At 70.8% G+C, this 23,254-nt stretch carries 22 protein-coding genes, 1 tRNA gene, 3 pseudogenes and 1 riboswitch; of the genes and pseudogenes, 16 read left to right on the top strand and 10 right to left on the bottom strand.

Annotation, left to right across the window (positions count from 1 at the left end; all coding sequences use genetic code 11):
• Nucleotides 1-85 precede the first annotated feature (85 nt).
• The 3 genes and pseudogenes from ACFXDJ_RS02710 to ACFXDJ_RS02700 form a co-directional block, all read left to right on the top strand.
• A pseudogene (locus tag ACFXDJ_RS02710) lies at nucleotides 86-244 on the top strand (1-hydroxy-2-methyl-2-butenyl 4-diphosphate reductase); the annotation flags it as partial.
• A gap of 5 nt (nucleotides 245-249) precedes the next feature.
• Entirely contained in the window at nucleotides 250-1,281 is a 1,032-nt protein-coding gene (hpnH, locus tag ACFXDJ_RS02705) for an adenosyl-hopene transferase HpnH (protein WP_384662744.1), read from the top strand.
• Entirely contained in the window at nucleotides 1,278-2,702 is a 1,425-nt protein-coding gene (locus tag ACFXDJ_RS02700) for an aspartate aminotransferase family protein (protein ID WP_384662747.1), read from the top strand. Before hpnH ends, ACFXDJ_RS02700 begins: the two co-directional genes overlap by 4 nt.
• 77 nt (nucleotides 2,703-2,779) lie before the next feature.
• On the opposite strand, the gene ACFXDJ_RS02695 is transcribed toward ACFXDJ_RS02700, so the two are convergent.
• Nucleotides 2,780-3,586 carry a tyrosine-protein phosphatase gene (locus ACFXDJ_RS02695; protein WP_384847542.1) on the bottom strand — a complete coding sequence of 269 codons (807 nt, stop codon included), beginning with the start codon at nucleotides 3,584-3,586 and terminating at the stop codon, nucleotides 2,780-2,782.
• 313 nt (nucleotides 3,587-3,899) lie between these two features.
• A riboswitch (cyclic di-AMP (ydaO/yuaA leader) is annotated at nucleotides 3,900-4,093 on the top strand.
• A 4-nt stretch (nucleotides 4,094-4,097) separates the two neighbouring features.
• Here ACFXDJ_RS02695 and ACFXDJ_RS02690 point away from each other — a divergent pair.
• The 3 genes from ACFXDJ_RS02690 to ACFXDJ_RS02680 all read left to right on the top strand — a co-directional run bounded on the left by ACFXDJ_RS02690 (nucleotide 4,098) and on the right by ACFXDJ_RS02680 (nucleotide 7,477).
• Complete coding sequence (locus tag ACFXDJ_RS02690) at nucleotides 4,098-5,114, top strand: LysM peptidoglycan-binding domain-containing M23 family metallopeptidase (protein ID WP_384662753.1); 1,017 nt, start codon at nucleotides 4,098-4,100, stop codon at nucleotides 5,112-5,114.
• Between the two features lie 156 nt (nucleotides 5,115-5,270).
• Nucleotides 5,271-6,068: an SGNH/GDSL hydrolase family protein gene (locus tag ACFXDJ_RS02685; protein WP_384662756.1), complete on the top strand. Its 798-nt coding sequence runs from the start codon at nucleotides 5,271-5,273 to the stop codon at nucleotides 6,066-6,068.
• 146 nt (nucleotides 6,069-6,214) lie between these two features.
• Nucleotides 6,215-7,477 (top strand): MBL fold metallo-hydrolase, encoded by a 1,263-nt coding sequence (locus tag ACFXDJ_RS02680; RefSeq protein ID WP_384847539.1) that lies wholly within the window; start codon nucleotides 6,215-6,217, stop codon nucleotides 7,475-7,477.
• A 125-nt stretch (nucleotides 7,478-7,602) separates the two neighbouring features.
• Here ACFXDJ_RS02680 and ACFXDJ_RS02675 read toward each other — a convergent pair whose 3' ends face one another.
• On the bottom strand, nucleotides 7,603-8,694 hold the full coding sequence (locus ACFXDJ_RS02675; protein ID WP_384649170.1) for a hypothetical protein: 1,092 nt from the start codon (nucleotides 8,692-8,694) through the stop codon (nucleotides 7,603-7,605).
• Nucleotides 8,695-8,756: 62 nt separating this feature from the next.
• Complete coding sequence (locus ACFXDJ_RS02670; RefSeq protein ID WP_384649172.1) at nucleotides 8,757-9,833, bottom strand: hypothetical protein; 1,077 nt, start codon at nucleotides 9,831-9,833, stop codon at nucleotides 8,757-8,759.
• A gap of 627 nt (nucleotides 9,834-10,460) precedes the next feature.
• Here ACFXDJ_RS02670 and ACFXDJ_RS02665 point away from each other — a divergent pair.
• The 6 genes from ACFXDJ_RS02665 (at nucleotide 10,461) to ACFXDJ_RS02640 (ending at nucleotide 14,961) form a co-directional block, all read left to right on the top strand.
• Nucleotides 10,461-12,263, top strand: a complete 1,803-nt coding sequence (locus ACFXDJ_RS02665; protein ID WP_384649173.1) for an ATP-binding protein — start codon at nucleotides 10,461-10,463, stop codon at nucleotides 12,261-12,263.
• 92 nt (nucleotides 12,264-12,355) lie between these two features.
• Nucleotides 12,356-12,784 (top strand): roadblock/LC7 domain-containing protein, encoded by a 429-nt coding sequence (locus ACFXDJ_RS02660; protein WP_330299600.1) that lies wholly within the window; start codon nucleotides 12,356-12,358, stop codon nucleotides 12,782-12,784.
• A 104-nt stretch (nucleotides 12,785-12,888) separates the two neighbouring features.
• Nucleotides 12,889-13,227, top strand: coding sequence for a DUF742 domain-containing protein (locus tag ACFXDJ_RS02655; RefSeq protein WP_384649175.1), 339 nt, complete (start codon nucleotides 12,889-12,891; stop codon nucleotides 13,225-13,227).
• Nucleotides 13,205-13,816 (top strand): ATP/GTP-binding protein, encoded by a 612-nt coding sequence (locus tag ACFXDJ_RS02650; protein WP_384847536.1) that lies wholly within the window; start codon nucleotides 13,205-13,207, stop codon nucleotides 13,814-13,816. The genes ACFXDJ_RS02655 and ACFXDJ_RS02650 overlap by 23 nt, the downstream gene beginning before the upstream one ends.
• Before the next feature lie 47 nt (nucleotides 13,817-13,863).
• Entirely contained in the window at nucleotides 13,864-14,442 is a 579-nt protein-coding gene (locus tag ACFXDJ_RS02645) for a GAF domain-containing protein (RefSeq protein ID WP_384649179.1), read from the top strand.
• A gap of 117 nt (nucleotides 14,443-14,559) precedes the next feature.
• Complete coding sequence (locus tag ACFXDJ_RS02640) at nucleotides 14,560-14,961, top strand: MmcQ/YjbR family DNA-binding protein (protein ID WP_384649181.1); 402 nt, start codon at nucleotides 14,560-14,562, stop codon at nucleotides 14,959-14,961.
• 50 nt (nucleotides 14,962-15,011) lie between these two features.
• Here the strand turns inward: ACFXDJ_RS02640 and ACFXDJ_RS02635 are convergent, their stop codons facing one another.
• Nucleotides 15,012-15,911, bottom strand: coding sequence for a transketolase family protein (locus tag ACFXDJ_RS02635; protein WP_384649183.1), 900 nt, complete (start codon nucleotides 15,909-15,911; stop codon nucleotides 15,012-15,014).
• A 17-nt stretch (nucleotides 15,912-15,928) separates the two neighbouring features.
• Nucleotides 15,929-16,630 (bottom strand): transketolase, encoded by a 702-nt coding sequence (locus ACFXDJ_RS02630; protein WP_384649184.1) that lies wholly within the window; start codon nucleotides 16,628-16,630, stop codon nucleotides 15,929-15,931.
• A gap of 149 nt (nucleotides 16,631-16,779) precedes the next feature.
• Here ACFXDJ_RS02630 and ACFXDJ_RS02625 point away from each other — a divergent pair.
• Nucleotides 16,780-16,856, top strand: a tRNA-Pro gene (locus ACFXDJ_RS02625).
• Nucleotides 16,857-16,884: 28 nt separating this feature from the next.
• On the opposite strand, the gene ACFXDJ_RS02620 is transcribed toward ACFXDJ_RS02625, so the two are convergent.
• The 4 genes and pseudogenes from ACFXDJ_RS02620 to ACFXDJ_RS02605 all read right to left on the bottom strand — a co-directional run.
• The gene (locus tag ACFXDJ_RS02620) at nucleotides 16,885-17,574 is read right to left on the bottom strand and encodes a tyrosine-type recombinase/integrase (protein ID WP_384649186.1); all 690 of its coding nucleotides are present in this window, start codon (nucleotides 17,572-17,574) and stop codon (nucleotides 16,885-16,887) included.
• A 109-nt stretch (nucleotides 17,575-17,683) separates the two neighbouring features.
• A pseudogene (locus ACFXDJ_RS02615) lies at nucleotides 17,684-17,857 on the bottom strand (IS630 family transposase); the annotation flags it as partial.
• 201 nt (nucleotides 17,858-18,058) lie between these two features.
• The gene (locus ACFXDJ_RS02610; protein ID WP_384649188.1) at nucleotides 18,059-18,361 is read right to left on the bottom strand and encodes a cytochrome P450; all 303 of its coding nucleotides are present in this window, start codon (nucleotides 18,359-18,361) and stop codon (nucleotides 18,059-18,061) included.
• A pseudogene (locus ACFXDJ_RS02605) lies at nucleotides 18,256-18,477 on the bottom strand (hypothetical protein); the annotation flags it as partial. The gene ACFXDJ_RS02610 and the pseudogene ACFXDJ_RS02605, both read right to left, overlap by 106 nt.
• A gap of 26 nt (nucleotides 18,478-18,503) precedes the next feature.
• Here ACFXDJ_RS02605 and ACFXDJ_RS02600 point away from each other — a divergent pair.
• From ACFXDJ_RS02600 to ACFXDJ_RS02590, 3 genes are all read left to right on the top strand, one after another.
• Nucleotides 18,504-18,875: a hypothetical protein gene (locus ACFXDJ_RS02600; protein ID WP_384649190.1), complete on the top strand. Its 372-nt coding sequence runs from the start codon at nucleotides 18,504-18,506 to the stop codon at nucleotides 18,873-18,875.
• 338 nt (nucleotides 18,876-19,213) lie between these two features.
• On the top strand, nucleotides 19,214-21,475 hold the full coding sequence (locus tag ACFXDJ_RS02595) for a restriction endonuclease (RefSeq protein ID WP_384649192.1): 2,262 nt from the start codon (nucleotides 19,214-19,216) through the stop codon (nucleotides 21,473-21,475).
• 73 nt (nucleotides 21,476-21,548) lie between these two features.
• Nucleotides 21,549-21,797, top strand: a complete 249-nt coding sequence (locus ACFXDJ_RS02590) for a hypothetical protein (RefSeq protein WP_384847533.1) — start codon at nucleotides 21,549-21,551, stop codon at nucleotides 21,795-21,797.
• Between the two features lie 583 nt (nucleotides 21,798-22,380).
• Here ACFXDJ_RS02590 and ACFXDJ_RS02585 read toward each other — a convergent pair.
• The gene (locus tag ACFXDJ_RS02585) at nucleotides 22,381-23,253 is read right to left on the bottom strand and encodes a hypothetical protein (protein WP_384649196.1); all 873 of its coding nucleotides are present in this window, start codon (nucleotides 23,251-23,253) and stop codon (nucleotides 22,381-22,383) included.
• Between the last annotated feature and the right edge of the window lies 1 nt (nucleotide 23,254).

Raw genomic sequence — 23,254 nt, 5'->3', positions numbered from 1 at the left:
GGGGGTGCCCCCCTCAGCCGCGCCCCCCCCGGGGGGGGCGGGGGGGGGGGCGCCCCCCCCCCGCCCCGCCCCCCCCCCCCGCCCCCGCCCGGTTGCGGCCGTCCGGGTGATCGTGGACGCTCCGGAGCATGAGCTCGTCCGTATTGGCACCGTTCGCGGAGGAATATCGGCCTTTCGCGTACTGCGTGCCGTGCTGCCCGCGTTTTATGACTGGCACCGTTCTTTGCTGCTCCCCAGGAGGTGAGCCAGATGGCCATGCCACTGCGACAGACCATCAGGGTCGGGACGTACCTGCTCGAACAGAAGCTCCGCAAGCGTGAGAAGTTCCCGCTGATCGTCGAGCTGGAACCGCTCTACGCATGCAACCTGGCCTGCGAGGGGTGCGGGAAGATCCAGCACCCGGCCGGGGTGCTCAAGCAGCGCATGCCCGTGGCCCAGGCCGTCGGCGCCGTGCTGGAGTCCGGCGCGCCGATGGTGTCCATCGCCGGCGGCGAACCGCTGATGCATCCGCAGATCGACGAGATCGTGCGCCAGCTGGTGGCGAAGCGGAAGTACGTCTTCCTCTGCACCAACGCGATGCTGCTCCGCAAGAAGATCGAGAAGTTCACCCCGTCCCCCTACTTCGCCTTCGCCGTGCACATCGACGGACTGCGCGAGCGCCACGACGAGTCGGTGGCGAAGGAAGGGGTCTTCGACGAGGCGGTCGCGGCCATCAAGGAGGCGAAGAAGCGCGGGTTCCGGGTGACCACCAACTCCACCTTCTTCAACACCGACACCCCGCAGACCATCATCGAGGTGCTCAACTACCTCAATGACGACCTCCAGGTCGACGAAATGATGATCTCGCCCGCCTACGCCTACGAGAAGGCCCCCGACCAAGAACACTTCCTGGGCGTGGAACAGACCCGCGAACTCTTCAAGAAGGCCTTCGCGGGCGGCAACCGGCGGCGCTGGCGGCTCAACCACTCCCCGCTCTTCCTGGACTTCCTGGAGGGCAAGGCCGATTTCCCCTGCACCGCATGGGCCATTCCGAATTACTCCCTCTTCGGCTGGCAGCGGCCCTGCTATCTGATGAGCGACGGCTACGTGCCCACGTACCGGGAACTCATCGAGGACACGGACTGGAGCAAGTACGGCCGCGGAAAGGACCCGCGCTGCGCGAACTGCATGGCGCACTGCGGCTACGAGCCCACGGCGGTCCTCGCCACCATGGGGTCGCTGAAGGAGTCGCTGCGCGCGGCCCGGGAGACCGTGGGCGGAAGCCGGGGCACCTCGGCATGAGCGGGGCCCGGGCGGGGCAGGAGGGCCGGGGGGACCGGGCCGGGGGCTTCGACCTCGGCGCGCTGCTGGCCGAGCGCGGCGGGGAACGGTACGAGCTGCACGCCCGTCACCTCAACCACCAGCTGCCCCGGATGCTGCACACCATCGGCTTCGACAAGGTCTACGAGCGGGCCGAGGGAGCCCACTTCTGGGACGCCGACGGCAACGACTACCTCGACATGCTGGCCGGGTTCGGGGTGATGGGCCTGGGCCGCCACCACCCGGTGGTCAGACAGGCCCTGCACGACGTCCTGGACGCCCAGCTCGCCGACCTCACCCGCTTCGACTGCCAGCCGCTGCCCGGGCTGCTGGCGGAGAAGCTGCTCTCGTACAGCCCGCACCTGGACCGGGTGTTCTTCGGCAACAGCGGCACCGAGGCGGTGGAGACCGCCCTGAAGTTCGCCCGGTACGCCACCGGGCGGCCCAGGATCCTCTACTGCGACCACGCCTTCCACGGGCTCACCGCCGGCTCGCTCTCGGTGAACGGCGAGGGCGGCTTCCGGGAGGGCTTCGCCCCGCTGCTGCCCGACACCAAGATCGCGCTCGGCGACCTGGCCGCACTGGAGCGGGAACTGCGGAAGGGGGACGTGGCGGCCTTCGTGGTCGAGCCGATCCAGGGCAAGGGGGTGCTCGCCGCCCCGCCCGGTTTCCTGCTCGCCGCGCAGGAGCTGCTGCACCGGCACAAGGCCCTGCTGATCGCGGACGAGGTGCAGACGGGCCTCGGACGCACCGGCGAGTTCTACGCCTATCAGCACGAGCCCGGCGTGGAACCGGACCTGGTGTGCGTAGCGAAGGCGCTCAGCGGCGGCTACGTACCGGTCGGCGCGACCCTGGGCAAGGACTGGATCTTCCAACGCGTCTACTCCTCCATGGACCGGGTCCTCGTGCACTCCGCGAGCTTCGGCTCCAACGCGCAGGCGATGGCGGCCGGGCTCGCGGTGCTCTCCGTCATGGACGACGAGGGGGTGGTGGCCAACGCCCGGGCGATGGGCGACCTGCTGCGCGGCCGGCTCGCCGCGCTCGTGGACGAGTACGAGCTGCTCCACGAGGTACGGGGGCGCGGGCTGATGATCGGCATCGAGTTCGGCCGGCCCTCCTCGCTGGGGCTGCGGAGCCGGTGGACCATGCTGCAGGCGGCCCGCAAGGGGCTGTTCGCGCAGATGGTCGTGGTGCCGCTGCTGCGCAAGCACCGGATCCTCACGCAGGTGTCGGGGGACCACCTGGAAGTGATCAAGCTCATTCCGCCGCTGATCGTGGACGAGGCGGACGTGGACCGGTTCGTCGGGGCCTTCCGCGAGGTCATGGACGAGGCGCACGGCGGTGGCGCGCTGATGTGGGACTTCGGCAGGACGCTGGTGAAGCAGGCCGTCGCGAACCGGTGAACTGGTGAACCGGCGGTCCGGGGCGAGCGCCGGGCCGCCGAACCGGCCGCCGGGGCGACGGCCTGCCTCGCGGGACGTCAGTCCAGCAGCCGGTCGCGGAGCCGGTCGAGGGTCTCGGGCGCGAGCCCGAGGCCCTCGGCGAGGTAGCGCTCCACCCCGCCCCACTCCTCCTCGACGGTCTCGAAGGCCGCGGTCAGGTACTGGGCGCGGGCGTCGAAGAGCGGGGCGAGCAGTTCGAGCACCTCGGGGGTGCGGACCGGGGCCTCGTCGGTGCTCCGGCGGACCCGGTACTGGTTGTGCGGGGCGTTCGACTCCAGGTAGTCCGTGACGATCGCCTCCCGCTCGACGCCCAGCGCGAGCAGGACGACGGCGATCGACAGGCCGGCCCGGTCCTTGCCGGCCGCGCAGTGCAGGAGGGCCGGGACGCTGTCCTCGGCGAGGGCGTGCACCACCCTGCTGTGCTCGGCGGTGCGGGTCTTGATGATCCCGCGATAGGAACGCATCATCCGCTCGACGGCCTTGCCGTCACCCAGGACCTCGTGGAGCTGGCCGGCTTCCCCGTCGCGGACCATCTTCCAGAACTCACGACCGTCGGCCGGGTCCGACAGCGGGATGTTCACGTTCCGCACGCCGGGTAGCTCGACGTCCGGGCCTTCCAGCGCCTGGTCGGCGGCGTTGCGGAAGTCGAAGACGGTGTGCAGCCCGAGCGAGCCGAGGAATTCCGCGCCGGTTTCGGTGGCATGTGCGAGATGTCCGCTTCGGAACAGTCGTCCCGGCTTGACCTTCCGGCCGTCCGTGGTCGGCATCCCGCCCACGTCACGGAAGTTGCGCACTCCGGTCCGTTCCGGATCGGGCTGCGGGGTCTGGGGTATCCGCTGGGTCACAGGGGCTCCTCCGTGTCGTCGTCGAGAGTGTCCGAATTACGCTACTTGGGAACAACTTGCCATGGCGAGAGGCGAGATCGGACACCTCCCCGTGAGCCAGATCATACGGTGACCGTGAGTGCCTGATCGTTAATGCCGAATTGCCTTGTCGGGGCGGCTGTTGAAGGCAGGGAATGGACACAGGGTGACCGGAATTCCGGCGGGCCGTCATTCCTGAGAATCCTTCAGTGAATTCGTGACTTGTTCTGTGCGGCCGGACTCGATTACGTTCGCGATCGATCCGGATGGACCGCCTAATCCTGCCGCCGTCCGGCAACCGCACCCGACTATTCACGCGCGTGGCAGGAGCGGGGGAACCAGGTAAGCCGCTGTTCCCGATCCCCACCGGATCTTTACAACGGGACAGCTCGGGGTGAAGCCGTACACGCACCGTTCACCGGCGCGGATATGGCCGGACATCTCCCGTCCGAACCCGACAGCTCACCTCGCAGGCGTCGGAGAGGAATTCGCCATGACCGCAACGGGTAAGCACCGCCGCCCGAAGTCCCGCTCGATATCCCGAGGTTTCGCCGTTGCGGGCACCGGCGGCGCGGCCCTCGCGCTCCCGCTGCTGGGGGCCGCCGGAGCCCACGCGGCCGGCGCCCCGGCCGCCGCACCTGCCACCGTGCCGGTCCAGGCGGCGCGGGCCGCCCAGGTGCCGGCCGCGCTCCAGGCCGCTCCGGCCGCGGCGCAGGCCGCCCCCACCGTCTACACGGTGGTGCCGGGGGACTACCTCTCCAAGATCGCCGCGCGGCAGCACCTCACCGGTGGCTGGGAGCGGCTCTACGCGGACAACCGCGAGGCCGTGGGCTCCGACCCGTCGCTGATCCACCCGGGCCTCAAGCTGACCCTCGGCGCCGGCGCCGGCGGCGCGGCCCCGGCGGCCGAGCAGGCGCCGGCGCCGGCCGGGAAGCCTTCTTCCGCCGCGGCTGACACCTCGTCGGACGACTCCTCGGCTTCCGCTGACGACTCCTCGGACTCTTCGGACTCTTCGGGCGCTTCGGGCGCTTCGACGGCCGAGGCCCCGGCCGCCCCCGCCCCCAAGGCGGCCCCCGTCAAGCAGCAGCAGGAGGCTCCGGCCTCCGCCGGGTTCGTCGCCCCGGTCAGCGGCGGCACCTCCACCCCGTACAAGGCCGCCGGTTCCATGTGGTCCAGCGGCTACCACACGGGTGTCGACTTCATCGCGAGCACCGGCACCACCGTCAAGGCCGTCGGCGCGGGGACGGTCGTTTCGGCCGGCTGGGGCGGCGCGTACGGCAACGAGGTGGTCATCCGCCACGCGGACGGCAAGTACAGCCAGTACGGCCACCTCTCCCAGCTGTCCGTCTCGGTCGGCCAGAGCGTCACCGCCGGGCAGCGCATCGGCCTCTCCGGCGCCACCGGCAACGTGACCGGCCCGCACCTCCACTTCGAGATCCGCACGGGGCCCTCGTACGGCTCGGACATCGACCCGCTGGCCTACCTGCGGTCGAAGGGCGTCAGCATCTGACCCGTCCGACCCGTCCGACCCGTCTGAGGCCGGGACCCGAAGGGGGTCCCGGCCTCACGTGCGGTATTCCTCGTGCGGCGGGTGGCAAAGATCACGGTCCGTCAACCCTTGGCTACGGTCGCGTAGGTCGGGCGCCGGGGTGAAGGATGTGGTCCCGTGGCAGCGACGACGACGACAGTGACGACGACACTCAAGACCATCGGCTCGTACGCGGCGATCGGGGACAGCTTCACCGAAGGCGTCGGCGACCCGGGACCCGGGGAAACGTTCGTCGGCTGGGCGGACCGGCTGGCCGTACTCCTGGCCGATCAGCGCGAAGAGCACGACTTCCGGTACGCGAACCTGGCCGTCCGGGGCCGGCTCCTGGACCAGATCGTGGCCGAGCAGGTCTCCCGGGCCAAGGAGCTCGCACCGGACCTGGTGACCTTCTGCGCGGGCGGCAACGACATCATCCGGCCCGGCAGCGATCCGGACGACGTGGCGCAGCGGTTCGAGGCGGCGGTCGCCGACCTCACCGGATCGGTCGGCCAGGTGATGATCACGACCGGGTTCGACACCCGCGACGTGCCGGTCCTCAAACACATGCGGGGCAAGATCGCGACGTACAGCGCGCACGTGCGTTCCATCGCCGACCGGTACGAGTGCCCCGTGCTCGACCTCTGGTCGCTGAAGTCCGTACAGGACCGGCGGGCCTGGGACGACGACCGGCTGCACCTCTCGCCCGAGGGCCACACGCGGGTCGCCCTGCGCGCCGCCCAGGTGCTCGGCCTGGACACCCCGGCCGATCCGGACCAGCCGTGGCCGCCGATGCGGCCGCGCGGCTCGGTGGACGTGACCCGCGACAACATCCAGTGGGCGCGCGAGTACCTGGTGCCGTGGATCGGGCGGCGGCTGCGCGGGGAGTCCTCCGGGGACCATGTGGAGCCCAAGCGGCCGGACCTGCTGCCGCTGTAGGACGTGCCGACGGGCGCGGGTACGCGGGCGGGGCGGGGTGCCGGGGCGCGTCCGGGAGCGCGAAATGGAATCCTTCGGTAGTGCGGTGCGTTGGGATGGTGGTAAGCCATGAGAACGTCCTGTCCCCACCCCTCCCAGGAGGCGCCTTGACCGGCTCCCGTCCCTTGCGTCCACGGCTGCGCGCCCTGCGGCCCGAAGCCTTCGGCGCCGACCCGTCCGGTGCCCGGCTGGACCGGATCCGGAGCTCGCCGAACTTCGCCGACGGCGTGTTCCAGAATCCCGTCGGGGCCCGGACCAGGCCCTCCGGTTCGATGGCGGAGTTCGCCAAGATCTACTTCCACAAGGAGCAGCGCCTCCGGCGCAATCCCGGCGCGCCCATCCCGGTCTACCCGACGACCCTCGCCGAGCTGGCGAAGCCGCCGGCCAGCGGGCTCAGGCTGACCTGGATGGGGCACTCCAGCGTGCTCGCCGAGATCGACGGGCGCCGGGTGCTGTTCGACCCGGTCTGGGGCGACCGGTGCTCTCCCTTCCCCTTCGCCGGCCCCAAGCGACTGCACCCGGTGCCGGTCCCGCTGGCCTCGCTGGGCGAGGTCGACGTCGTGGTGATCTCGCACGACCACTACGACCACCTCGACCTGCCGACCATCAAGGAACTGGCCGGGACGGACACGATCTTCGCGGTCCCGCTCGGCGTCGGAGCCCATCTGGAGCGCTGGGGCGTCCCGGCCGACCGGGTGCGCGAGCTCGACTGGAACGAGACCACCAAGGTCGCCGGGCTCTCCCTGACGGCCACCCCGGCCCGCCACTTCTGCGGGCGCGGCCTGCGCAACCAGCAGTTCACCCTGTGGGCGTCCTGGGTGGTCGCGGGGGACGAGCACCGGGTGTACCACAGCGGGGACACGGGGTACTTCCCCGGATTCAAGGAGATCGGCGCCGCGCACGGGCCGTTCGACGCCACGATGATCCAGATCGGGGCCTACTCCGAATACTGGCCGGACATCCACATGACCCCGGAGGAGGGCATGCGCGCCCACCTCGACCTCCAGGGCGGGGTGCCGCACGGCACGATGCTGCCGATCCACTGGGGCACCTTCAACCTGGCCCCGCACCCGTGGGACGAGCCGGGCGAGGGCACGGTGGCCGCGGCGGATGGTGCCGGGGCGGCGATCGCCCTGCCGGTGCCGGGGCAGCCGTTCGAGCCGGGCGCGGCGGACGTGCCCGCCGGGGCGTGGTGGCGGCCGTTCGTGGCGGCGGGGCCGGTGGCTGCGTCCGCACCTGCGGCCGCGTCCGGGCCCGCCTCTGGGGCTGCCGCGTCCGGGCCCGTGCCTGTGTCCGAGCCCGTGTCCGAGCCTCTGAAGACGGTCACCCCGCCGGCGGGCCGCGAGGAGCCGGAGGCGGTGGGCTCGTAGGGCTGGTGGGCTCGTAGGGCTACGGGCTCTACGAGCTCCGTGGGGCCTTCGGGCTCCCGATCGCGCAGAGCGGACCCTCCTGGCGCAGGAGGGTCCGCTCTCGGCATGCCGCTCGGCTCGTGGAGCTACCGCTTGTGCCCGTGCTGCACGTCCAGGCACAGCGCCCAGACGTCGGAGTAGCTGCCCGCTGAGGGCGAACCACCGCTGTGGGTGGCGGCCGTCCAGTACGACGGGTCGGCGCCGCCGTCGCCGACCGGGGTGCCCGCGGCGTCGCTGGGGAAGCTGCCGTTGAGGTGGGGGCCGCCCGAGGTCGCCTTGCTGAAGTCGGTCGTGGTCACGTTGCCGCCGCTGATCGCGGCGCCCCCGCTGACCAGCTGCCCTTCCCCGCGGGAGCAGCCGGCCGTCGCGGTCTGTCCCGTCGAGGCCGTGTTCGGGCCGCTGACCTCGGTGAAGTGGACCGTCGTGGAGACGTGCTTGAGGCTGATGTCGCCCGTGCTGCAGATCGCGTAGGCGTAGGTCATGTTGTCAGCGCCGCGTCCGCCGCCGATCCCCCCGACAGCCGTCCAGGAGTCGGGGTCCCGCTCGCCGTCGCCCGCGGCGATCGAGCCGAAGTGGTGCCCGGCGTCGTTGAAGGTGGGGAAGGAGGCGATCGGCTTCAGGCTGCCGACGCTGGCCGGGGTGGTGCGGGCTCCGCCGCCGATCAGGACCGTGTTGGCCGGGCAGGTCGCCGTCACGAGCTTGGACGAGAGCCCGGAGGTCGGTCCGACGGCCTTGTTCATGACCACCTGGGTGTGCCTGATGAGGTTGCTGTGCAGGCAGATGACGTACGGGGTGGTGGAGAAGGCGGTGCTGCTGCGGCTCCCGCTCCCGCCGAACGCCATCCAGTGCGTGGCGTCGCTGCCGACGATCCCCGGCGCGTCGGTGTACTCGGTGGCGCCGTCGGCACTGGGCACCATGCCCATCACGTGATTGCCGTTGGACATCTCGTCGTCGCCGATGGCCTGGTCGGCACCGCCGCCCGAGACGAGCCCGTCGGCGCAGTCCGCGTGCGAGGAGACCCCGGTGAAGGGGGTCGGCGGGCCCATGGTGGCCCCGGGGCTGGTGACGGTGACGTCGACGGTCTTGGCGTACGCGGCTCCCGGCACCGCCACGGTCAGCAGGGCGGCCAGGATCAGGGCCTTGCCCGTGGCGGAGCCCCGCCGGAATTTCGTGCTCATCGGATTCTCTCTCTTGACGTTCATGTGCGGGGTCGGCCCTCCGGCTGTTCGGAGCCGGTGCCTCAGACGCCGTCGTTGGCGCACAGTGCCCAGGCGTCGGTGTAGGTGCCGGGCGAGGACTGGCCTCCGGTGTGGGCGGAGGCCGTCCAGTAGGCGGCCGTGGTGGTTCCGTCGCCGACCGGGGTGCCGCCGGAGTTGCTGGGGAAGCTGCCGTTGAGGTGGTCGCCGCCCGAACCCGGACCGGTGAAGTCCGTGGTCGTCACACTGCCTCCGCTGATCGCGGCGCCGCCGCTGACCAGGTTCCCGTCACCGCCGCCGCAGCCCGCGGTCGCCGTCTGTCCGGTGCTGCCGGAGGTCGGGCCGCTCACCTCCGTGTAGCGGACCTTCACGGTGGCGCCGCTGACGTTGATGCCGCTTCCGCTGCAGATCGCGTAGGCGTAGGTGTAGTTGGCGGCGTTGGCGCCGGAGTCCCAGCCGACCGCCGTCCAGGAGTCGGGGTTTGTCTCTCCGTCCGCCGCGGCCTTCGCGCCGAAGTCGTGGGCGGAGTTGTTGAAGGTGGGGAAGCTCGCGATCGACTTCAAGCTGCCCGTGTTGCCCGGGGTGGTACGGGCGCCGCCGCCGAGCAGGCGGGTGTTGGCCGGACAGGTCGCCGTGACGCGGCCCACCGTCACCCCGGCGGTGGGGGTGTTGGCCTTGTTCATGACGACCTGGGTGTGGTTGATCAGGCTGCTGGTGAAGCACATCGCGTAGGGGGTGGTGGAGAAGGAGGCGTTGACCTGGCCCCCGCTTCCGCCGATGCCGAGCCAGTGCGTCACGTCGGTGCCGACGACACCGGTGGAGCCGGTGTATTCGGTGGTGCCGTCGGAGCTGGGCGAGGTGCCGTTGACGTGGTTGCCGTTCACGCTCGCGCCGGTGCCGATGGCCTGGTTGATCCCGCCGCCGGAGGCGAGGCCGGAGGTGCAGTCCGCGTGGGTCGATATCTCGGAGTTGGCCGCGGCGGGGCCGCTGGTGGCCCCGGGGGTCTTCACGGTCACGCTCACGGTGTTGGCGTAGGCGGTTCCCGGTACGGCCAGGGCCAGTACGGAACCCAGGATCAGCGCCTTGCCCGTGGCGTAACGGCGCAACAGTCCTGTCTTCATGTGGATCTCCCCATGTGGTGGGCGGTAAGCGGGATGTGGTGTGCGGTGTGCGGGATGCGCTGGGCCTTGAAGGTGCACGGCAGGGCGCGGCGCGGGTCCGGGGCCGGGCCCCGGGGGCAGGGGCGGCGGGCGTCGTCGGTGCGGAGCTGTCACGGCATCTGGAGCTGTCACGGCATCACAACGGCCGCCTGCCTCGCGGATGTACGCCGCTCAGGGGCAGACCAGGGGTTCGGACCGGCCATTTCGCCACTCTGTCGTGAGCAGCGCATGCGGACTCTAACAGTCCTTCTGGGTTGCATCTACATAGGAGATATGCAGGTTTGAGTGGCAGATGCCGAGATTGAATATGTGACTCCCGGGTAGCCGGCCGCGGCCCCCGGGGAGGGCGGGGGGCGAGGTGCGGGTGCGCGTCGAGGGGTGTCGGCGCGCGCCTCCGGCGCCGGGGCGTGTGCGCCCACGGCGCATTCGGGCTGTCGTGCGAGCGCTCCATCGGGAGCGGGAAGCACCCGGGGCAAGTTCCCCAACTGGGCGTCCAGGGCGGGATCGTGCGGTCTAGCGTGGGTATCCGGTGATCAACACCGGCACCCGGGACGCCCGGGGGCCGGGCCCCACTGACCGAGGACGCCGATGTCCGGACTCCGCGCCGCCCGCCACGCCCCGTCGAGACATGCCGTCACCGGTCCCGGCCGGCAGATACGCCCCCAGCTGGTCCGCTCCGCCGTGCTGCCCACGCTCGCCGCCGGGCTCAGCGGTGCGGCCGCGGTGATCTTCACGCTCCAGCTCGGCGGCGGCGCCGGCGACCGCGACGCCAGGCTCTGGCCGGTGCTCACCGGCTGCGCCCTGCTCGTGGTCGGCGCGCTCGCGGCCGCTCTGCTCGGTGCCCAGCGCGCGGCCAACTCCGTCCGCGACCGCTGCGAGGCCCTGCGCCGCTCCAGCGTCCGCGGCCGCCAGGAGCTGCGTACGGCCGCCGAGCGGCTGGAGCGCGGGGAGGTGCCCGGCCGTCCGGTGCGCGGTGGGCCCGGAGGGCCGGGGCTGGGCGGTGACACGGGGCGCGTGGACGAGTTCTGGCTGCTCGCCCAGGAGCTGCGCGGAGCGCGCGAACAGGCCTACGTGACCCTGGTCCGCCTCGGCGGCCCGGTCACCCCGTCCGACAGCGACCGCAAGGTCGAGGTCTTCGTCAACCTCGCGCGCCGCCTCCAATCGCTCGTCCACCGCGAGATCTCGCTGCTGGACGACCTGGAGGACACGGTCGAGGACCCGGACCTGCTCAAGGAGCTCTTCCACGTCGACCACCTCGCCACCCGGATCCGCCGCCACGCCGAGAACCTCGCCGTACTCGGCGGCGCCGCCTCGCGCCGCCAGTGGACCCGGCCCATCGACCTGAGCGAAGTACTGCGCTCCTCGGTCGCGGAGGTCGAGCAGTACACCCGGGTCAAGGTGGTGCCCCCGGCGGGAGGCACCGTACGCGGCCACGCCGTCGCCGACGTCGTGCACCTGCTCGCCGAACTCGTCGAGAACGCCACCGTGTTCTCGGCTCCCGACACCGATGTCGTGGTGCGTGCGGAGCGGGTCACCGCCGGAATCGCGGTCGAGGTGGAGGACCGGGGGCTCGGCATGCCGCCCGAGGAGGCCCACCGGATGAACGCCCTGCTCGGCGACCCCGACCAGATCAGCGTCCGGCACCTGCTGGCGGACGGGCGGATCGGCCTGTTCGTCGTCTCGGCGCTGGCGCGGCGGCACGGGATCGCCGTGGAGCTCAAGTCCAACATCTACGGCGGGGTGCTGGCCGTCCTCGTCCTGCCCCAGGAACTGCTGGGGGCGGAGGCCCCGTCCGCCGCCGACGCGCTCGGCGGCTCGCGGGCCACCTCGTGGGGATCAGGGGGATCCGGGGGAACCGGCGAGGGGGCGGGTGCGCAGCCGCCGCCGCTGGAGCCGGTACGGGTGGGCCTGCCCAGGCCGGAGCCGTCCCCTGGCCCCGGGGCCCAACCGGTTCCCGCGCCCCAGTCCGTCCCGCCGGGGGTACCCGCATGGGCCGTTGACGTGGTCGGCGCGAAGCCCCGTACGGCGCCTCGGCGGGTCGAGGCGCTCGCGGAGCCGGAACCGGAACCGGTCTTCGAAGCCGTCGCCGAGCGGGCCGCGACCGTGCTCCCGGCGGCCCCCGTCGCTCCTGCGCCGAGCGCCGCTCCGAGCGCTGCCCCGGCCGCTGCCCCGGCCGCCGTGCAGCCGTCCGTACCGGCCGCCCGGGTCGGTGAGGAGCGGCCGCCGCTGCCCCGGCGGCGGGCCCAGCACCACCTCGCGCCCCAGCTGCGCGAGGCACCCGTACCCCGGCCGGCCGAGGGCTCCGGCGCGGAACAGCCCGTACACGACCCCGGGTTGATGGCCGCCTTCCAACGGGGCTTCGGTCTCGCCCAGTCGGAGCACCAGACGTGACCCCGGCCTCTCAACCGGCCCCCGCAACTCACCCGACTCACCCAACTCACCCGACTCATCCGACTCATCCGGCAGTTAAGGAGCGCACCCCCATGGGCGGCGAAGTGGCGACCACGACCAGTCGGCTCTCGGACCTCGACTGGCTGCTCAGCGGCCTGGTCCAACGGGTGCCGTACACGCGCAGCGCCGTACTGCTGACCGCGGACGGGCTCGTCACCTGTGTGCACGGGCTCGACGCGGACAGCGCCGACCACCTGGCGGCGCTCGCCTCCGGGCTGTACTCGCTGGGCCGCAGCGCCGGATCCCGGTTCGCGGACGGCGCCGAGGTCCGGCAGGTGGTGGTGGAGCTCGACACCGCCCTCGTCTTCGTATCGGCGGCCGGATCCGGCACCTGCCTGGCCGTACTGGCGGACCGGGAGGCCGACGCGGGCGTGCTCGGCTACGAAATGGCCATGCTGGTCAAGAGCGTGCGCCCGTACCTGGCGGCGCCGCCGAGGCGGCTCGCCGCCGACGCGGAGTGATGCGGGCCGCGACGAGGGGGGTCGGGACTTGGGGGACGACGGGGGCGACGGCATCGGGGGAGCCGCGTGACAGTCCATGGCTGGACGATTCGGCGGGACGGGTGATGCGCCCGTACACGGCGAGCGGCGGGCGGACGCGGGCGGCCGTCGCCCTCGACCTGCTCTCGCTGGTGACGGCGACCGGCGTACGCCCGCGCGCACCGCTCGGCGCCGAACACGCTCTCGCGCTCCGGCTGTGCGCCGGCGCGGCCGCCGTCACCGTCGCCGAGGTGGCGGGACACCTGCGACTGCCCGCGGTGGTGGTCAAGGTGCTCCTGTCCGACCTGATGGAACACGGGGCCGTGACGGTGCGGGCGCCGCGGTTCCCGGCCGGCGGATCGTTCGCCGCCGATGACCAGACCCTGCTCCGGGCGGTGCTCGATGGCCTGCGCAAAAGGCTCTGAGTCGCCTGCCCACGGGCTGCCCGCGACCTTGAAGATCCTGGTCGCGGGCGGGTTCGGGGCGGGCAAGACCACCTTCGTGGGTGCGGTGAGCGAGATCGAGCCGCTGAGCACGGAGGAACTGCTGAGCGGGCTGAGCGAGGCCGCCGATCCGCTGGACGGGGTCGAGGCGAAGACGTCCACGACCGTCGCCCTGGACTTCGGCCGGATCACCTTGGACGACCGGCACGTCCTGTACCTCTTCGGCACGCCCGGCCAGCAGCGCTTCTGGTTCCTGTGGGAGGAACTGTGCGCGGGCGCGCTGGGCGCGGTGGTGCTCGCCGATACGCGCCGCCTCGCCGACTGCTTCCCCGCCGTGGACTTCTTCGAGCGGCGCGGGATCGGCTTCATCGTCGCCGTGAACGAGTTCGACGGCGGCCACCGCTACACCGCCGACGAGGTACGGGAAGCGCTGGGGCTCGGGCCGGACGTGCCCGTCGTACGGTGCGACGCGCGGCTGCCGGGCTCCGGCACGGGGGCGCTGGCCGCCCTCGTCCACCACTTGCTGTCGAGCGATGCGAACCATTCGAACGACGCGACCCATTCGAAGTAATCGAAGTAATCGAAGTATTCGGAGTAACGGGATTCGGGGGAGACACCATGACCTACTACGAATCGACCGGGCACCTGCTGCTCACACCGGTGGACCGGGAGGCGCCCGCACGTGTGGTCCGGCTGCGCGAACTGGGCCTGGGGGAGCGGGTGGACGGCGAACTGGACGCCTTCGCCCGGCGGGTCGCGGACGCACTCGCGGCCCCGTACGCCGGCATCAACTTCATCGACGAGGAACGGCAGTTCTTCGCCGGACTGCACCACGCGGCCGACGCCCCGGCGAGCGGCTACCCGGCGCGGGTGCTCGCCCGGGACCGCGGCTACTGCCCGCACGTGGTGGTGCGGCGCCGCGCCCTGGTACTGGAGGACGTACGGGACTTCGCGCGCTTCGCGGGCAACGCGGTCGTGGACGAGAGCGGGGTGCGCTCCTACATGGGCGCGCCGCTGACCGACCGGCGCGGGATCGTCCTGGGGACGGTGTGCGCGGTGGACGTGGTGCCGAGGCGGTGGGGGCTGGCGGGGCTGGCGACGGTGAAGGCGCTGGCCGCGGAGCTGGTGGAGCTCGTGCACGCGCGGGAGGACGGCCGGGAGGGGGCGGAGGAACGCCGGGGAGACCGGTGCGGATGAGGGCGGCGCCGCGCGGGAGCCGGCCCGTTGTCAGTGGCGGGGACTACCGTCGAAGACGAGAGATCAGCGGGGGCTGAACAGGACTGGACTGGACAGGACTGGAGAGGAGTTGTGGGGATGGCCACGACGGCGCACGACGTCCGGACGATCGCACTGTCGCTTCCGGGCAGCAGCGAGAAGCTCGCCTGGGGCATGCCGACCTTCCGGGTCGGAGGCAAGGACGGGAAGAGCGGGAAGATCTTCGTCTCGCTGGCCGACGACGACACCTCGATCGGTGTGAAGTGCCCCAAGGAGGACCGGGCCGAACTGATCGAGGCGGAGCCGGAGAAGTTCTTCATACGGCCGGGCCACGACGACAACTACGCCTGGGTCCGGGTCCGCCTCGCAGCCGTGGAGAACACCCGTGAGCTCCGCTCGATCCTCACGGACTCCTGGCTCCAGGCCGCCCCGAAGCGCCTCGCCGCGGCCCACCCGGAACTGGCCGCGGGCGCGGAGGGAGGCGGCGCGGGAGACGAGTAGGCGGGGCGGCGCGGCCGGGCGCCCGGCCAGTCACGGACGCTCACGGCCGCTCACGCACGGGTGAAGGCGGAGATCCGTGCGCGCAGGGAGGCCGGGTCCAGGCCCTGGGCGGCGATGTGCTCCTCGATCGTGCCGTAGCGGCGCAGCTCGGCGCGGGCGACGCCCAGGCCGAGAACCCGGTGGGGGACCTGTGCCAGTGCCTCGTTGGCGGCCGCTGTCGAGGTCCCCGCGAGGTACGGCTCGACCAGGACCACGTCGGTGCGGGCGCGCCCGACGGCAGCGCGGAGCGCCGCGTCGTCGAAGGGCCGTACGGTCGGCGCGTACAGGACGGTCACGTCCGTGCCCTCGGTCGCGGCGAGGACGTTGTCGAGCAGCGGCCCGACGGCGACCACGACACCCGCGCGTCCCTCCCGTACGGTCTGGAAACCCAGGCCCGTGACGGGGCGGGCCGCGGCGTTCGATTGCGCGGAGAGCCGGACGTACACCTTGTCGTCCCCGGCCGCGTACGCGTGGCGCAGCAGCGCCTCCGCCTCGTCGGGGTGGCCCGGGACGTGGACGGTCCAGCCGTCCAGGGTGTCCAGCAGGGCCACGTCGCCCGGTGCCATATGGGTGAAGCCGCCGGCCGGCCAGTCGTAGCTGGCGCTTGCGCTGACCAGGACCCCGCCCGTGCCCTGGTGCCCGAAGTCGAGCTTGACCTGTTCGAACGGACGTTCCACGAGGAAGCTCGCGAAGGTGTGCACGACGGGCCGCAGGCCCGTGAGCGCGAGTCCGCCGCCGACGCCGATCAGCAGCTGCTCGCGGATGCCCACGTTGAGCACCCGGTCGGGGTGACGGTCCTGGGCGGGACGGAAGCCGTCCATGGTGATCTCGGCGAGCACGAGCGCCAGCCGGGGATCCTCGTCGAGTACGTGCGATGTGACCGATACGAACCGTTCGCGCATGGTGTCCATACCTTGTCCTCCCCCTCCTACTGCTTCTTTTCGACGCGGGCGACCACGGCGTGCGGCCGGCCCGGATGTGGTGCGGTGTAGGCGGCGTGCAGCGCCGCGCGGTCCCGGCCGTCCACGGTGACGGCCGACCAGCCGGCCGCTTCGAACCGGGAGGCGATGCCGCCCGGCCAGCCGTGGGTCGCGGAGTCGTTGTCGATCACGATCGTGTGCAACCGCTCCAGCCCGGCCGGGCCGGCGTACGCGATGGCCTCGTGATTGCTGCCCTCGTCCAGCTCGGCGTCGCCGATCAGCACCCACACGGCCGGGTCGGTCAGGCCCTGCGCCCGCAGTCCGAGCGCTGTGCCGACGGCGAGCGGCAGCCCGTGCCCGAGCGAGCCGCTGCCGATCTCCACGCCGGGGATCAGAGTGCGGTCCGGGTGGTGGCCGAGCGGGGAGTCGTAGGCGCCGAAACCGCTCAGCCAGTCGACGGGGATGAACCCCTTGGCGGCGAGGACGGCGTAGTAGGCCATCGGCCCGTGCCCCTTGGACAACAGGAACCGGTCACGCCCGACCTCCTCGGCGGTGCCGGGCCCCACCCGGAGCACCCGGTCGTAGAGCACCCACAGCGCGTCGAGCGTGGACGAGGCGGCGGGACCGTGCTTCTCGGCGCCGGTCATGAGTGTGATGAGCGGTGCGAGGTCCTCGTAGCGGAACCCGGTGTCCGCGGTTGCCTGTGTCATGGACCGATCGTTCAACCTCAACCGCCCTTGAGGTCAAGCCCCACCTGCCGCCCCCGATGCGGCGGCGAAACGTGCGCGCGACCACCCCGTGAAGTGCGGTATCGTTCTCCTGCGCGTTCAACCAGGGGAAACCCCAGGTCAACGGGTATCGGGACGTGGCGCAGCTTGGTAGCGCACTTGACTGGGGGTCAAGGGGTCGCAGGTTCAAATCCTGTCGTCCCGACCAGCGTTTACGCAGGTCGGAGGCCGTTCTCTCATCTTTGAGAGGGCGGCCTTTTCCATGCCCGGAATGCTGGTGGTCGCAGTGTGGTCGCACGCCCGTTCTGCGGCCGGTCGGCCGTGGCGCTGAACCCAGCAACGGCGGGGGATCGGAGCCGGTTGAGGGCTTCGCGGAGGTGCTGGATGTGGTCGCGTGGTGGTCGCAGCCCTTCCAGCCAGGCCCGTCGGTCGTTTCGTTTCTGGGCGCGGGTGAGGGTGTGGTCGATGGTGTCGACGGCTTCGCGGGCGGCCTGTTGGGTGAGGTGGCTGTAGACGTTCGCGGTGGTCGACAGGGTGGAGTGCCGCAGGGTCTTGGAGACGACGGTGAGGGGGACGCCGGCGGTGATGGTGGCGGCCAGGTGCCGCAGGTCGTGAACGGTCACCCGTGGCACGCCGGCTTCTTGGGACAGCTGCCGGAGCCGGTCGAGGACGGTGTGGGGCCGCAGCGGCTGGCCGTCGGGTCTGCAGAAGACGAGTCCGGAGAACGGGTCACTCGGGTCGCTGTGGGCGTGGGCCCTTGATCGGGCCCGGTGCTCGAGGGCGGTGGCGACGCGGGGTGAGATGGCGACCCAGTTCCGGCTGGTCCGGGTCTTCGGGCTGGTGATGACGAGGTGGTTGTTGTCGATCGCGGAGAGCGTGCACCGTATGTAGAAGACGCAGCTAGACGGCGATAAGCTGACACTCACCAAAGATAACGTGAAAGAATTTCTCGATATCGTCGACGGGCGCTGGTTCGAAGATGATTTCGGCAAGGAACCTCGGCTTGCCGACAAATACCGCCAACGCAACTATTGATCAAAAACTCAAAGGGTTCTCGTCCAGGACGTAGCGGACGTGCGGGCCGCCGAAGTAGCCGCGCACGATGTGTGGTTGACGCTGGCGTCCATGGAAGAATCTGCGGGTTTCGGCGGCGAGTTCGGCCTGGTTCCTGGCCCGGTGGGTGTGGTGCAGGCTGCGTTTGAGGTTGGCTTTTGGACCGTTCTCCAGGACCGTCAGGGCGGCATCGACGGCGTCGGCGAGGGCCTGGTTCACGGCGTTGCGGACGTCGGGCTGGTTGAAGGTGATGACGAGGACGCCGTCGCGTCGCTCCGTCAGCACCACTGCTTGCATGCTCCGCGTACTCATCCTGTCTTTCCGGCGCAGGGGGTGGGCGGGACGTCCCGGGGCGGGTTATCGCCGGACGAGGGGCAGGGCCGCGAGGCCGCGCATGACACGGGCGGGCCGCCAGAGCAGCTCGTCGGCCGGTTTGGCCAGCTGCACCGGGCCGAGGCGTTCCAGGAGCAGGGGGAAGGCGACCGCGCCTTCCAGGCGGGCGAGGGCCGCGCCGATGCAGAAGTGCGGCCCGTACCCGAAAGCGAGATGGTCGTTACGCCTCCGACGGCCAGGCTGGTGAGCGGCACGCTGACGGCCACCACGAAAGCCGCCGCGGTGGTTTGCGGTCGCCCCATCCTGGTTATCCCGCCCAGTGCCCACAGCGTGACGTCCTGTACCGAGATCTTCCTTCTGCGGGCCGTCGCGGCGTGTGCCGTCTCGTGGAGCAGCAGGCTGCCCATGAGCAGCACGGCCCCTACAACACTGGCGAAGGCGTACGGCATCCGAGCGTCCCGGAGCCAGCGTGGCGGCGGGTTCCGGAGCCCGGCGGCTCACCCCGTCGGACTATGACCTCGCCGCACCCGGCTACCGCACCGGCAACGGCTTCGCCGACCTCATCGCCCGGCACCGGACCACCGGCGAACTCCGCCTCCTGGAAGGCACCGGCCCGTCCGGCGAGGGACTCGGCGACCCGGCCGCCGGAACCTCCCTCGCCTCGGGATGGAGCTCGACCCAGCGCCCGCTCCTGACCGCCGTCCCCGATGCCAACGGTGACGGCCGGCCCGACCTGTGGGCCACAACGAACATGGGCGGCCTGCTCTTCCTCGGCAACCTCACCGGCGACGGCGTCCAGGTCGGCACGGGCGGCTGGCAGGTCTTCTCCCAGCTGAGCTAATTCCCCGCCGCACACAGGCGCGCCCGGCCCGCGGTGGGTCCACGCCCCGGGCCGGGCGCAGCCGTGTCCACCGGCCCGTACGTCCTCGGCGACGTGGTACGGCTTATCCCTCTGGACTGGCTCGACTGATGACACCGTCGGCGGGGCGGCAGGGAGTACCAACCGGCACGGCTGAATCCACTGCGAGTGGCCTAACGGGGTGGGCGCGGGCGCAGGAGCGTAGGGAGCAGGCGGAGTCGGTCTGAGGCGGTCAGAGGTGTGGCGCCGGGCCGGCCGGTGAAGAATGGGGCCCGTCGGCACCACTGCGATTCTGCGAAGGCGGCATGGATTCTTTTGATTTGGGACGCCTGACGGACCATGACTTCGAGGTCGTCTGCCGCGATCTTTTCGGTGAGATTCTCGGCGTGCCGCTAGAGCTCTTCCCGCGCGGCCGGGACCGGGGGATCGATCTGCGCCACACAGCGGCGGACGGGACCACGACGGTCGTCCAGTGCAAGCACTGGCCCAAAGCCACGCAGGCGACGCTGACGAAGCGCCTGATCAAGGACGAGCTGCCCAAGGTCGTCGCGCTGAAGCCGGACCGGTATCTCATCGCCACGAGTGTGGGCCTGACCGTGGACGGCAAAGACAGGATCCGCGACGCATTCGCTCCTTACGTGCACACCACCGGCGACCTCTACGGTGTGGACGAGATCGTCGCCGAACTGCAGAGCAGACCCGAGCTGGTCCGGCGCCACTTCCGTCTCTGGCTGAGTGGCACAGCCGTACTGCAGACGGTACTGAACCAGGAGAAGTACGTGCGCTCGTCCTGGCTGCGCAAGCGGATACCGTGTGCGGCGGACACCTTCGTACCGCACGAGGGCTTCGACCGGGCGAAGGCCATCCTGGACGAGCAGCGGGTCTGCGTCATCGCCGGGATTCCGGGGGTGGGTAAGACGACGGTGGCCCTTATGCTCGCGGCGTGGCTCATGGGTAACGGGTACGAGGTGCACGAGATCTCGCAGGACGCCGAGGAGATCACGGCGCTGTGGCGCGAGGACACGCCGCAGCTGTTCCTCTACGACGACTTCCTGGGCCAGACGACGCTGGAGTCCCAACTCAACAAGAACGAGGACGCCCGCCTCATCGACATCATCCGGGGAATCCAGGAGGCTCCGGACAAGGCCCTGGTGATGACGACCCGTGACTACATCCTGGAGCACGCCCGCCTAAAGCACGAGAGGCTCCGCGCCCCGGATGTCTCGGAGGCGACCAGCGTCGTCCACCTCACCGACCTGGGCCTCGGTGTCAGGGGTCAGATCCTCTACAACCACGTCCACCACGCGCAGCTGCCCGCCGAGCAGAAGTGGCCGTTCGCCGACCGGGCTGTGTGGCAGCCGATCGTCGAGCACCGCAACTTCAGCCCCCGGCTGATCGAGGAGACGCTCCGGCTCGCCGCCCGGCGGGAGCAGGACGTTGCCGCCGCCGTACTGAAGAACCTCGACGATCCCCGGCGCATCTGGGAGCGGATCGTGGAGAACGATCTGACCGACGAGGCAGTGCATCTACTCGAAGTCCTCTTCACCCTGCGCACGGCCGCACCGGACACGCTCAACGAATCGTGGTCCTGGTACCGCAAGGAGCGGGGGCTGGAGGCGGACGCCCGGACCTTCCGCAGGGCGCTGCAGGTGCTGGACGGCACGATGGTCGCCGTTGAGCAGCACGGGGTGTCCTTTCACAACCCGTCGATCGCGGACTACCTCCGCTTCCATCTCGACGCCGGGCGGGCCCCGATGGCCGCGCTCCTGGGCGCGTTGATCGACCCGGTGCAGATCCACGGCCTGATCGACGCGGCCGGCATGGCGGACGGGTCCGGCATCCTCGCACAGCTCAAGGCGGAAGCCGAACGGACGGCGGCCGCTGTGCTGGAGACGGCGGAATTCGTCGAGGGGTCCCCCTCACCCGAGGCCGATAGCAAGGCGTCCCATCTCCGGTGGATCCTGGAGACCGCCGGTCTGCTGGACTCCGCCCCGCTGGCGGCGCATGTCCTCAAGGAGAGCTCGGAACTCTGGTACAGCGAGCACGTCGACCACCTCGTCGGCCTGGCGCGGGCCATGGGAAGCAGTCGGCTGATCGCCGAAGAGGACGCGGTGCGCTTCGCCGGTGAGGTGGCGGACGGAATCCGGCTGGATCTGTCGGAGCAGGTGGAGGCCGGCGACTGGTACGGGGCCATCGACCTCTACGCAACCCTGGGGCAGCTTCCGGGGGGCTCGCTGAGCGGGCCTCCGCTGGAGGCCCTGGTGGAGTGCGCGCTCGAAGGGCTTCACCAGGTCGCCGGCGAAGACGAGTCCTTGCTCGACGCGGGGCCGCTGGATGCGCTCCTGGAGTTCCTGTTCCACCAGGGCTACGACGAAGGCGCCGCATACGGCGAGTACGCCGAAGACTTCGCCGCTGTCCAGAAGCTGGTCGGCCGGTTCGCCAGACTCCGTGACATGTCACGCTTCGTGCCCCGCCAGGAGGCCGCTGCTGCGGGCCCGTACAGCAGCGAGGTGCGGGACCGCGAGGTCATCACCGAGCTGATGAAGGGGTTGAGGGACCCTGAGGTCACGTCCGGTGCATAGGGAATCCCCCCGGTTCGTACGGGCCGGGGGCGGGCGGTTGCCTGGAGGCCGTGGTGGGGGTGGACGGCCGGCAATGGACGTGACGATCGCGAAGAAGACCAGCGGATTCGCCGCCGCGGCGAACAGGGCGCTGCGCCACAGCACCAGCGCCAAGGCCGAGTGGACGATGAGCAGAGCGATGGGGGTCGCCATCCCGAGGGCCGGCCGGCAGCCGTGCGACACCAGCAGGAGGGGACGGCGCAGGTGGGGCGGGACCCGCCGGGTCTGCCACAGCAGCCAGCCTCCCCAGCCGCCGACGAGCACGGCCGTGCGCATCAGGTAGGTGGCGAAGGCGTCGGTGCCGGCGGCGCCCGCGCGCAAGTGGGCAGAGCCCAACGACACCGCGACATTCGGTCCGAGGCTGCACCACAATTTCTTAGGGACCGGTGGGTCTTGGCATCCGCGGCGGGCCGGGAGCGGGCGGTGGCTTGGTCTTGGGGCCGCTGCCTTCGATATCGAATCTGGTCCGTGACTGGTCCGGGAGACGCGGCCGAGCGACCCATTTCCACACTTAACATGATGGGTTGATGTCTAAGAGTAATCGCTCGAAACTGGCTTCGGGAGGATAGTTTCCCTTCCGGGAGCTCGACTTGGTGCTCTAGAAGAATCCAACTGCCTTCGGGGAATAGCTGCAATAAAGGTTCTTCGTCTCCTGGTGGGAATAAGGTCTAGCCCGTCATCGGCGGGGTGCTGGACCGCGTATGGTCCGGATCTTGGTGAGGGACAGTGACGGCGCAGGCGTGTGGCGATCGGCGCTGTCCGGCGGGCCGCCTTAGTCGGCGCGCCGCCGGACGCGCGAAGCGGGGGAATATGTAGATGAATGGGGGCTACGACTTGGTGGCGGCTCTTGCCGTTGGCGTGTGCGGTCAGCCGGTCAATGCCTTGACTTCCCTGTCCACGGAGTCGGCAGCGGGAGCCAGGGCCCCATCGAGCGAGTCCAGAATGAGTCCGAGGGCGGCCTGCGGGTAGTACTCGAGCCCGTGCAGTGGCCGGTGCCCTGCACGCTTGAGGCGCGCCAGCATCCCGTTCTCCGCCTCCCGGGCAACCCCCTCGGGAAGTCCAACGAAGAGCCGGTGCCGGGTGTTGTAGCCGTCGCGGGCGTGTCGTGACAGGCGGACCTCTCCATCCCCGCTGTTAATGCCGAACTTGACCCCCGGCTTGCCGGTCACCCGGTCAGTGTCCGTTACGACGTAGAACACATCTTTCGGGTTGGCGGCCCCGGCTTGGGCAGCTTGGTCGGCTGCCTTCCGCTCGGCAGCAGCAGCGCGCGCTTCCTGCGCCCTGATTCGGGCCTCCTGTTCGGCCTTCAGTTTCTGCGTGGCAGCCTCGCGCTCGGCCCGCTCGGCCCGCTCGCGCTCAGTCCGGAGGGAGGGTTCACGTGCTTCCGCGTAGTTCTGCTCAGTCGCGTGTACACGCATCACGTGCATATAGGCGCGGAAGCGGTCATAGTCGATGTTCGGCTCAAACCGCACGATCGCCTCGGCGATGTGAACCCGGTTCAGTGTGTACTCACCATCCTGGTGATTGCGATCCTCCCGGCTCGCCTCGACGACGTCCCAGAGTCGCGACGTCTCGACGCCCCGCAGGCCGGCCAGGTGATAGTTGGCCTGGATGAGGTATCTGCCGACAGGGTCACCCCAGAAGGGATCGTAGATATCGGGGGCGGGAATCTGACGGTCGGTGTTCTGTGGAACAGCGCGATGGACGCCCGCCAGCCGGTGCCGTGAAGCGGCGTACATG

This window comes from Streptomyces sp. NPDC059443 (genome assembly GCF_042750105.1).
In the GTDB taxonomy this organism is placed as follows: domain Bacteria; phylum Actinomycetota; class Actinomycetes; order Streptomycetales; family Streptomycetaceae; genus Streptomyces.
Note: the sequence above shows the minus strand (reverse complement) of the source record. Positions and strands in the feature narration are given on the sequence as shown.

Bases quoted from the DNA above. Each gene is read 5' to 3' on its own strand.
- ACFXDJ_RS02700 (WP_384662747.1), top strand. From the start codon at position 1,278: ATGAGCGGGGCCCGGGCGGGGCAGGAGGGCCGGGGGGACCGGGCCGGG.
- ACFXDJ_RS02645 (WP_384649179.1), top strand. From the start codon at position 13,864: ATGACCTACTACGAATCGACCGGGCACCTGCTGCTCACACCGGTGGAC.
- ACFXDJ_RS02655 (WP_384649175.1), top strand. From the start codon at position 12,889: ATGCGCCCGTACACGGCGAGCGGCGGGCGGACGCGGGCGGCCGTCGCC.
- ACFXDJ_RS02640 (WP_384649181.1), top strand. From the start codon at position 14,560: ATGGCCACGACGGCGCACGACGTCCGGACGATCGCACTGTCGCTTCCG.
- hpnH (WP_384662744.1), top strand. From the start codon at position 250: ATGGCCATGCCACTGCGACAGACCATCAGGGTCGGGACGTACCTGCTC.
- ACFXDJ_RS02670 (WP_384649172.1), bottom strand. From the start codon at position 9,833: ATGAAGACAGGACTGTTGCGCCGTTACGCCACGGGCAAGGCGCTGATC.
- ACFXDJ_RS02690 (WP_384662753.1), top strand. From the start codon at position 4,098: ATGACCGCAACGGGTAAGCACCGCCGCCCGAAGTCCCGCTCGATATCC.
- ACFXDJ_RS02665 (WP_384649173.1), top strand. From the start codon at position 10,461: ATGTCCGGACTCCGCGCCGCCCGCCACGCCCCGTCGAGACATGCCGTC.
- ACFXDJ_RS02660 (WP_330299600.1), top strand. From the start codon at position 12,356: ATGGGCGGCGAAGTGGCGACCACGACCAGTCGGCTCTCGGACCTCGAC.
- ACFXDJ_RS02650 (WP_384847536.1), top strand. From the start codon at position 13,205: ATGGCCTGCGCAAAAGGCTCTGAGTCGCCTGCCCACGGGCTGCCCGCG.
- ACFXDJ_RS02585 (WP_384649196.1), bottom strand. From the start codon at position 23,253: ATGTACGCCGCTTCACGGCACCGGCTGGCGGGCGTCCATCGCGCTGTT.
- ACFXDJ_RS02675 (WP_384649170.1), bottom strand. From the start codon at position 8,694: ATGAGCACGAAATTCCGGCGGGGCTCCGCCACGGGCAAGGCCCTGATC.
- ACFXDJ_RS02590 (WP_384847533.1), top strand. From the start codon at position 21,549: ATGGACGTGACGATCGCGAAGAAGACCAGCGGATTCGCCGCCGCGGCG.
- ACFXDJ_RS02630 (WP_384649184.1), bottom strand. From the start codon at position 16,630: ATGACACAGGCAACCGCGGACACCGGGTTCCGCTACGAGGACCTCGCA.
- ACFXDJ_RS02635 (WP_384649183.1), bottom strand. From the start codon at position 15,911: ATGGACACCATGCGCGAACGGTTCGTATCGGTCACATCGCACGTACTC.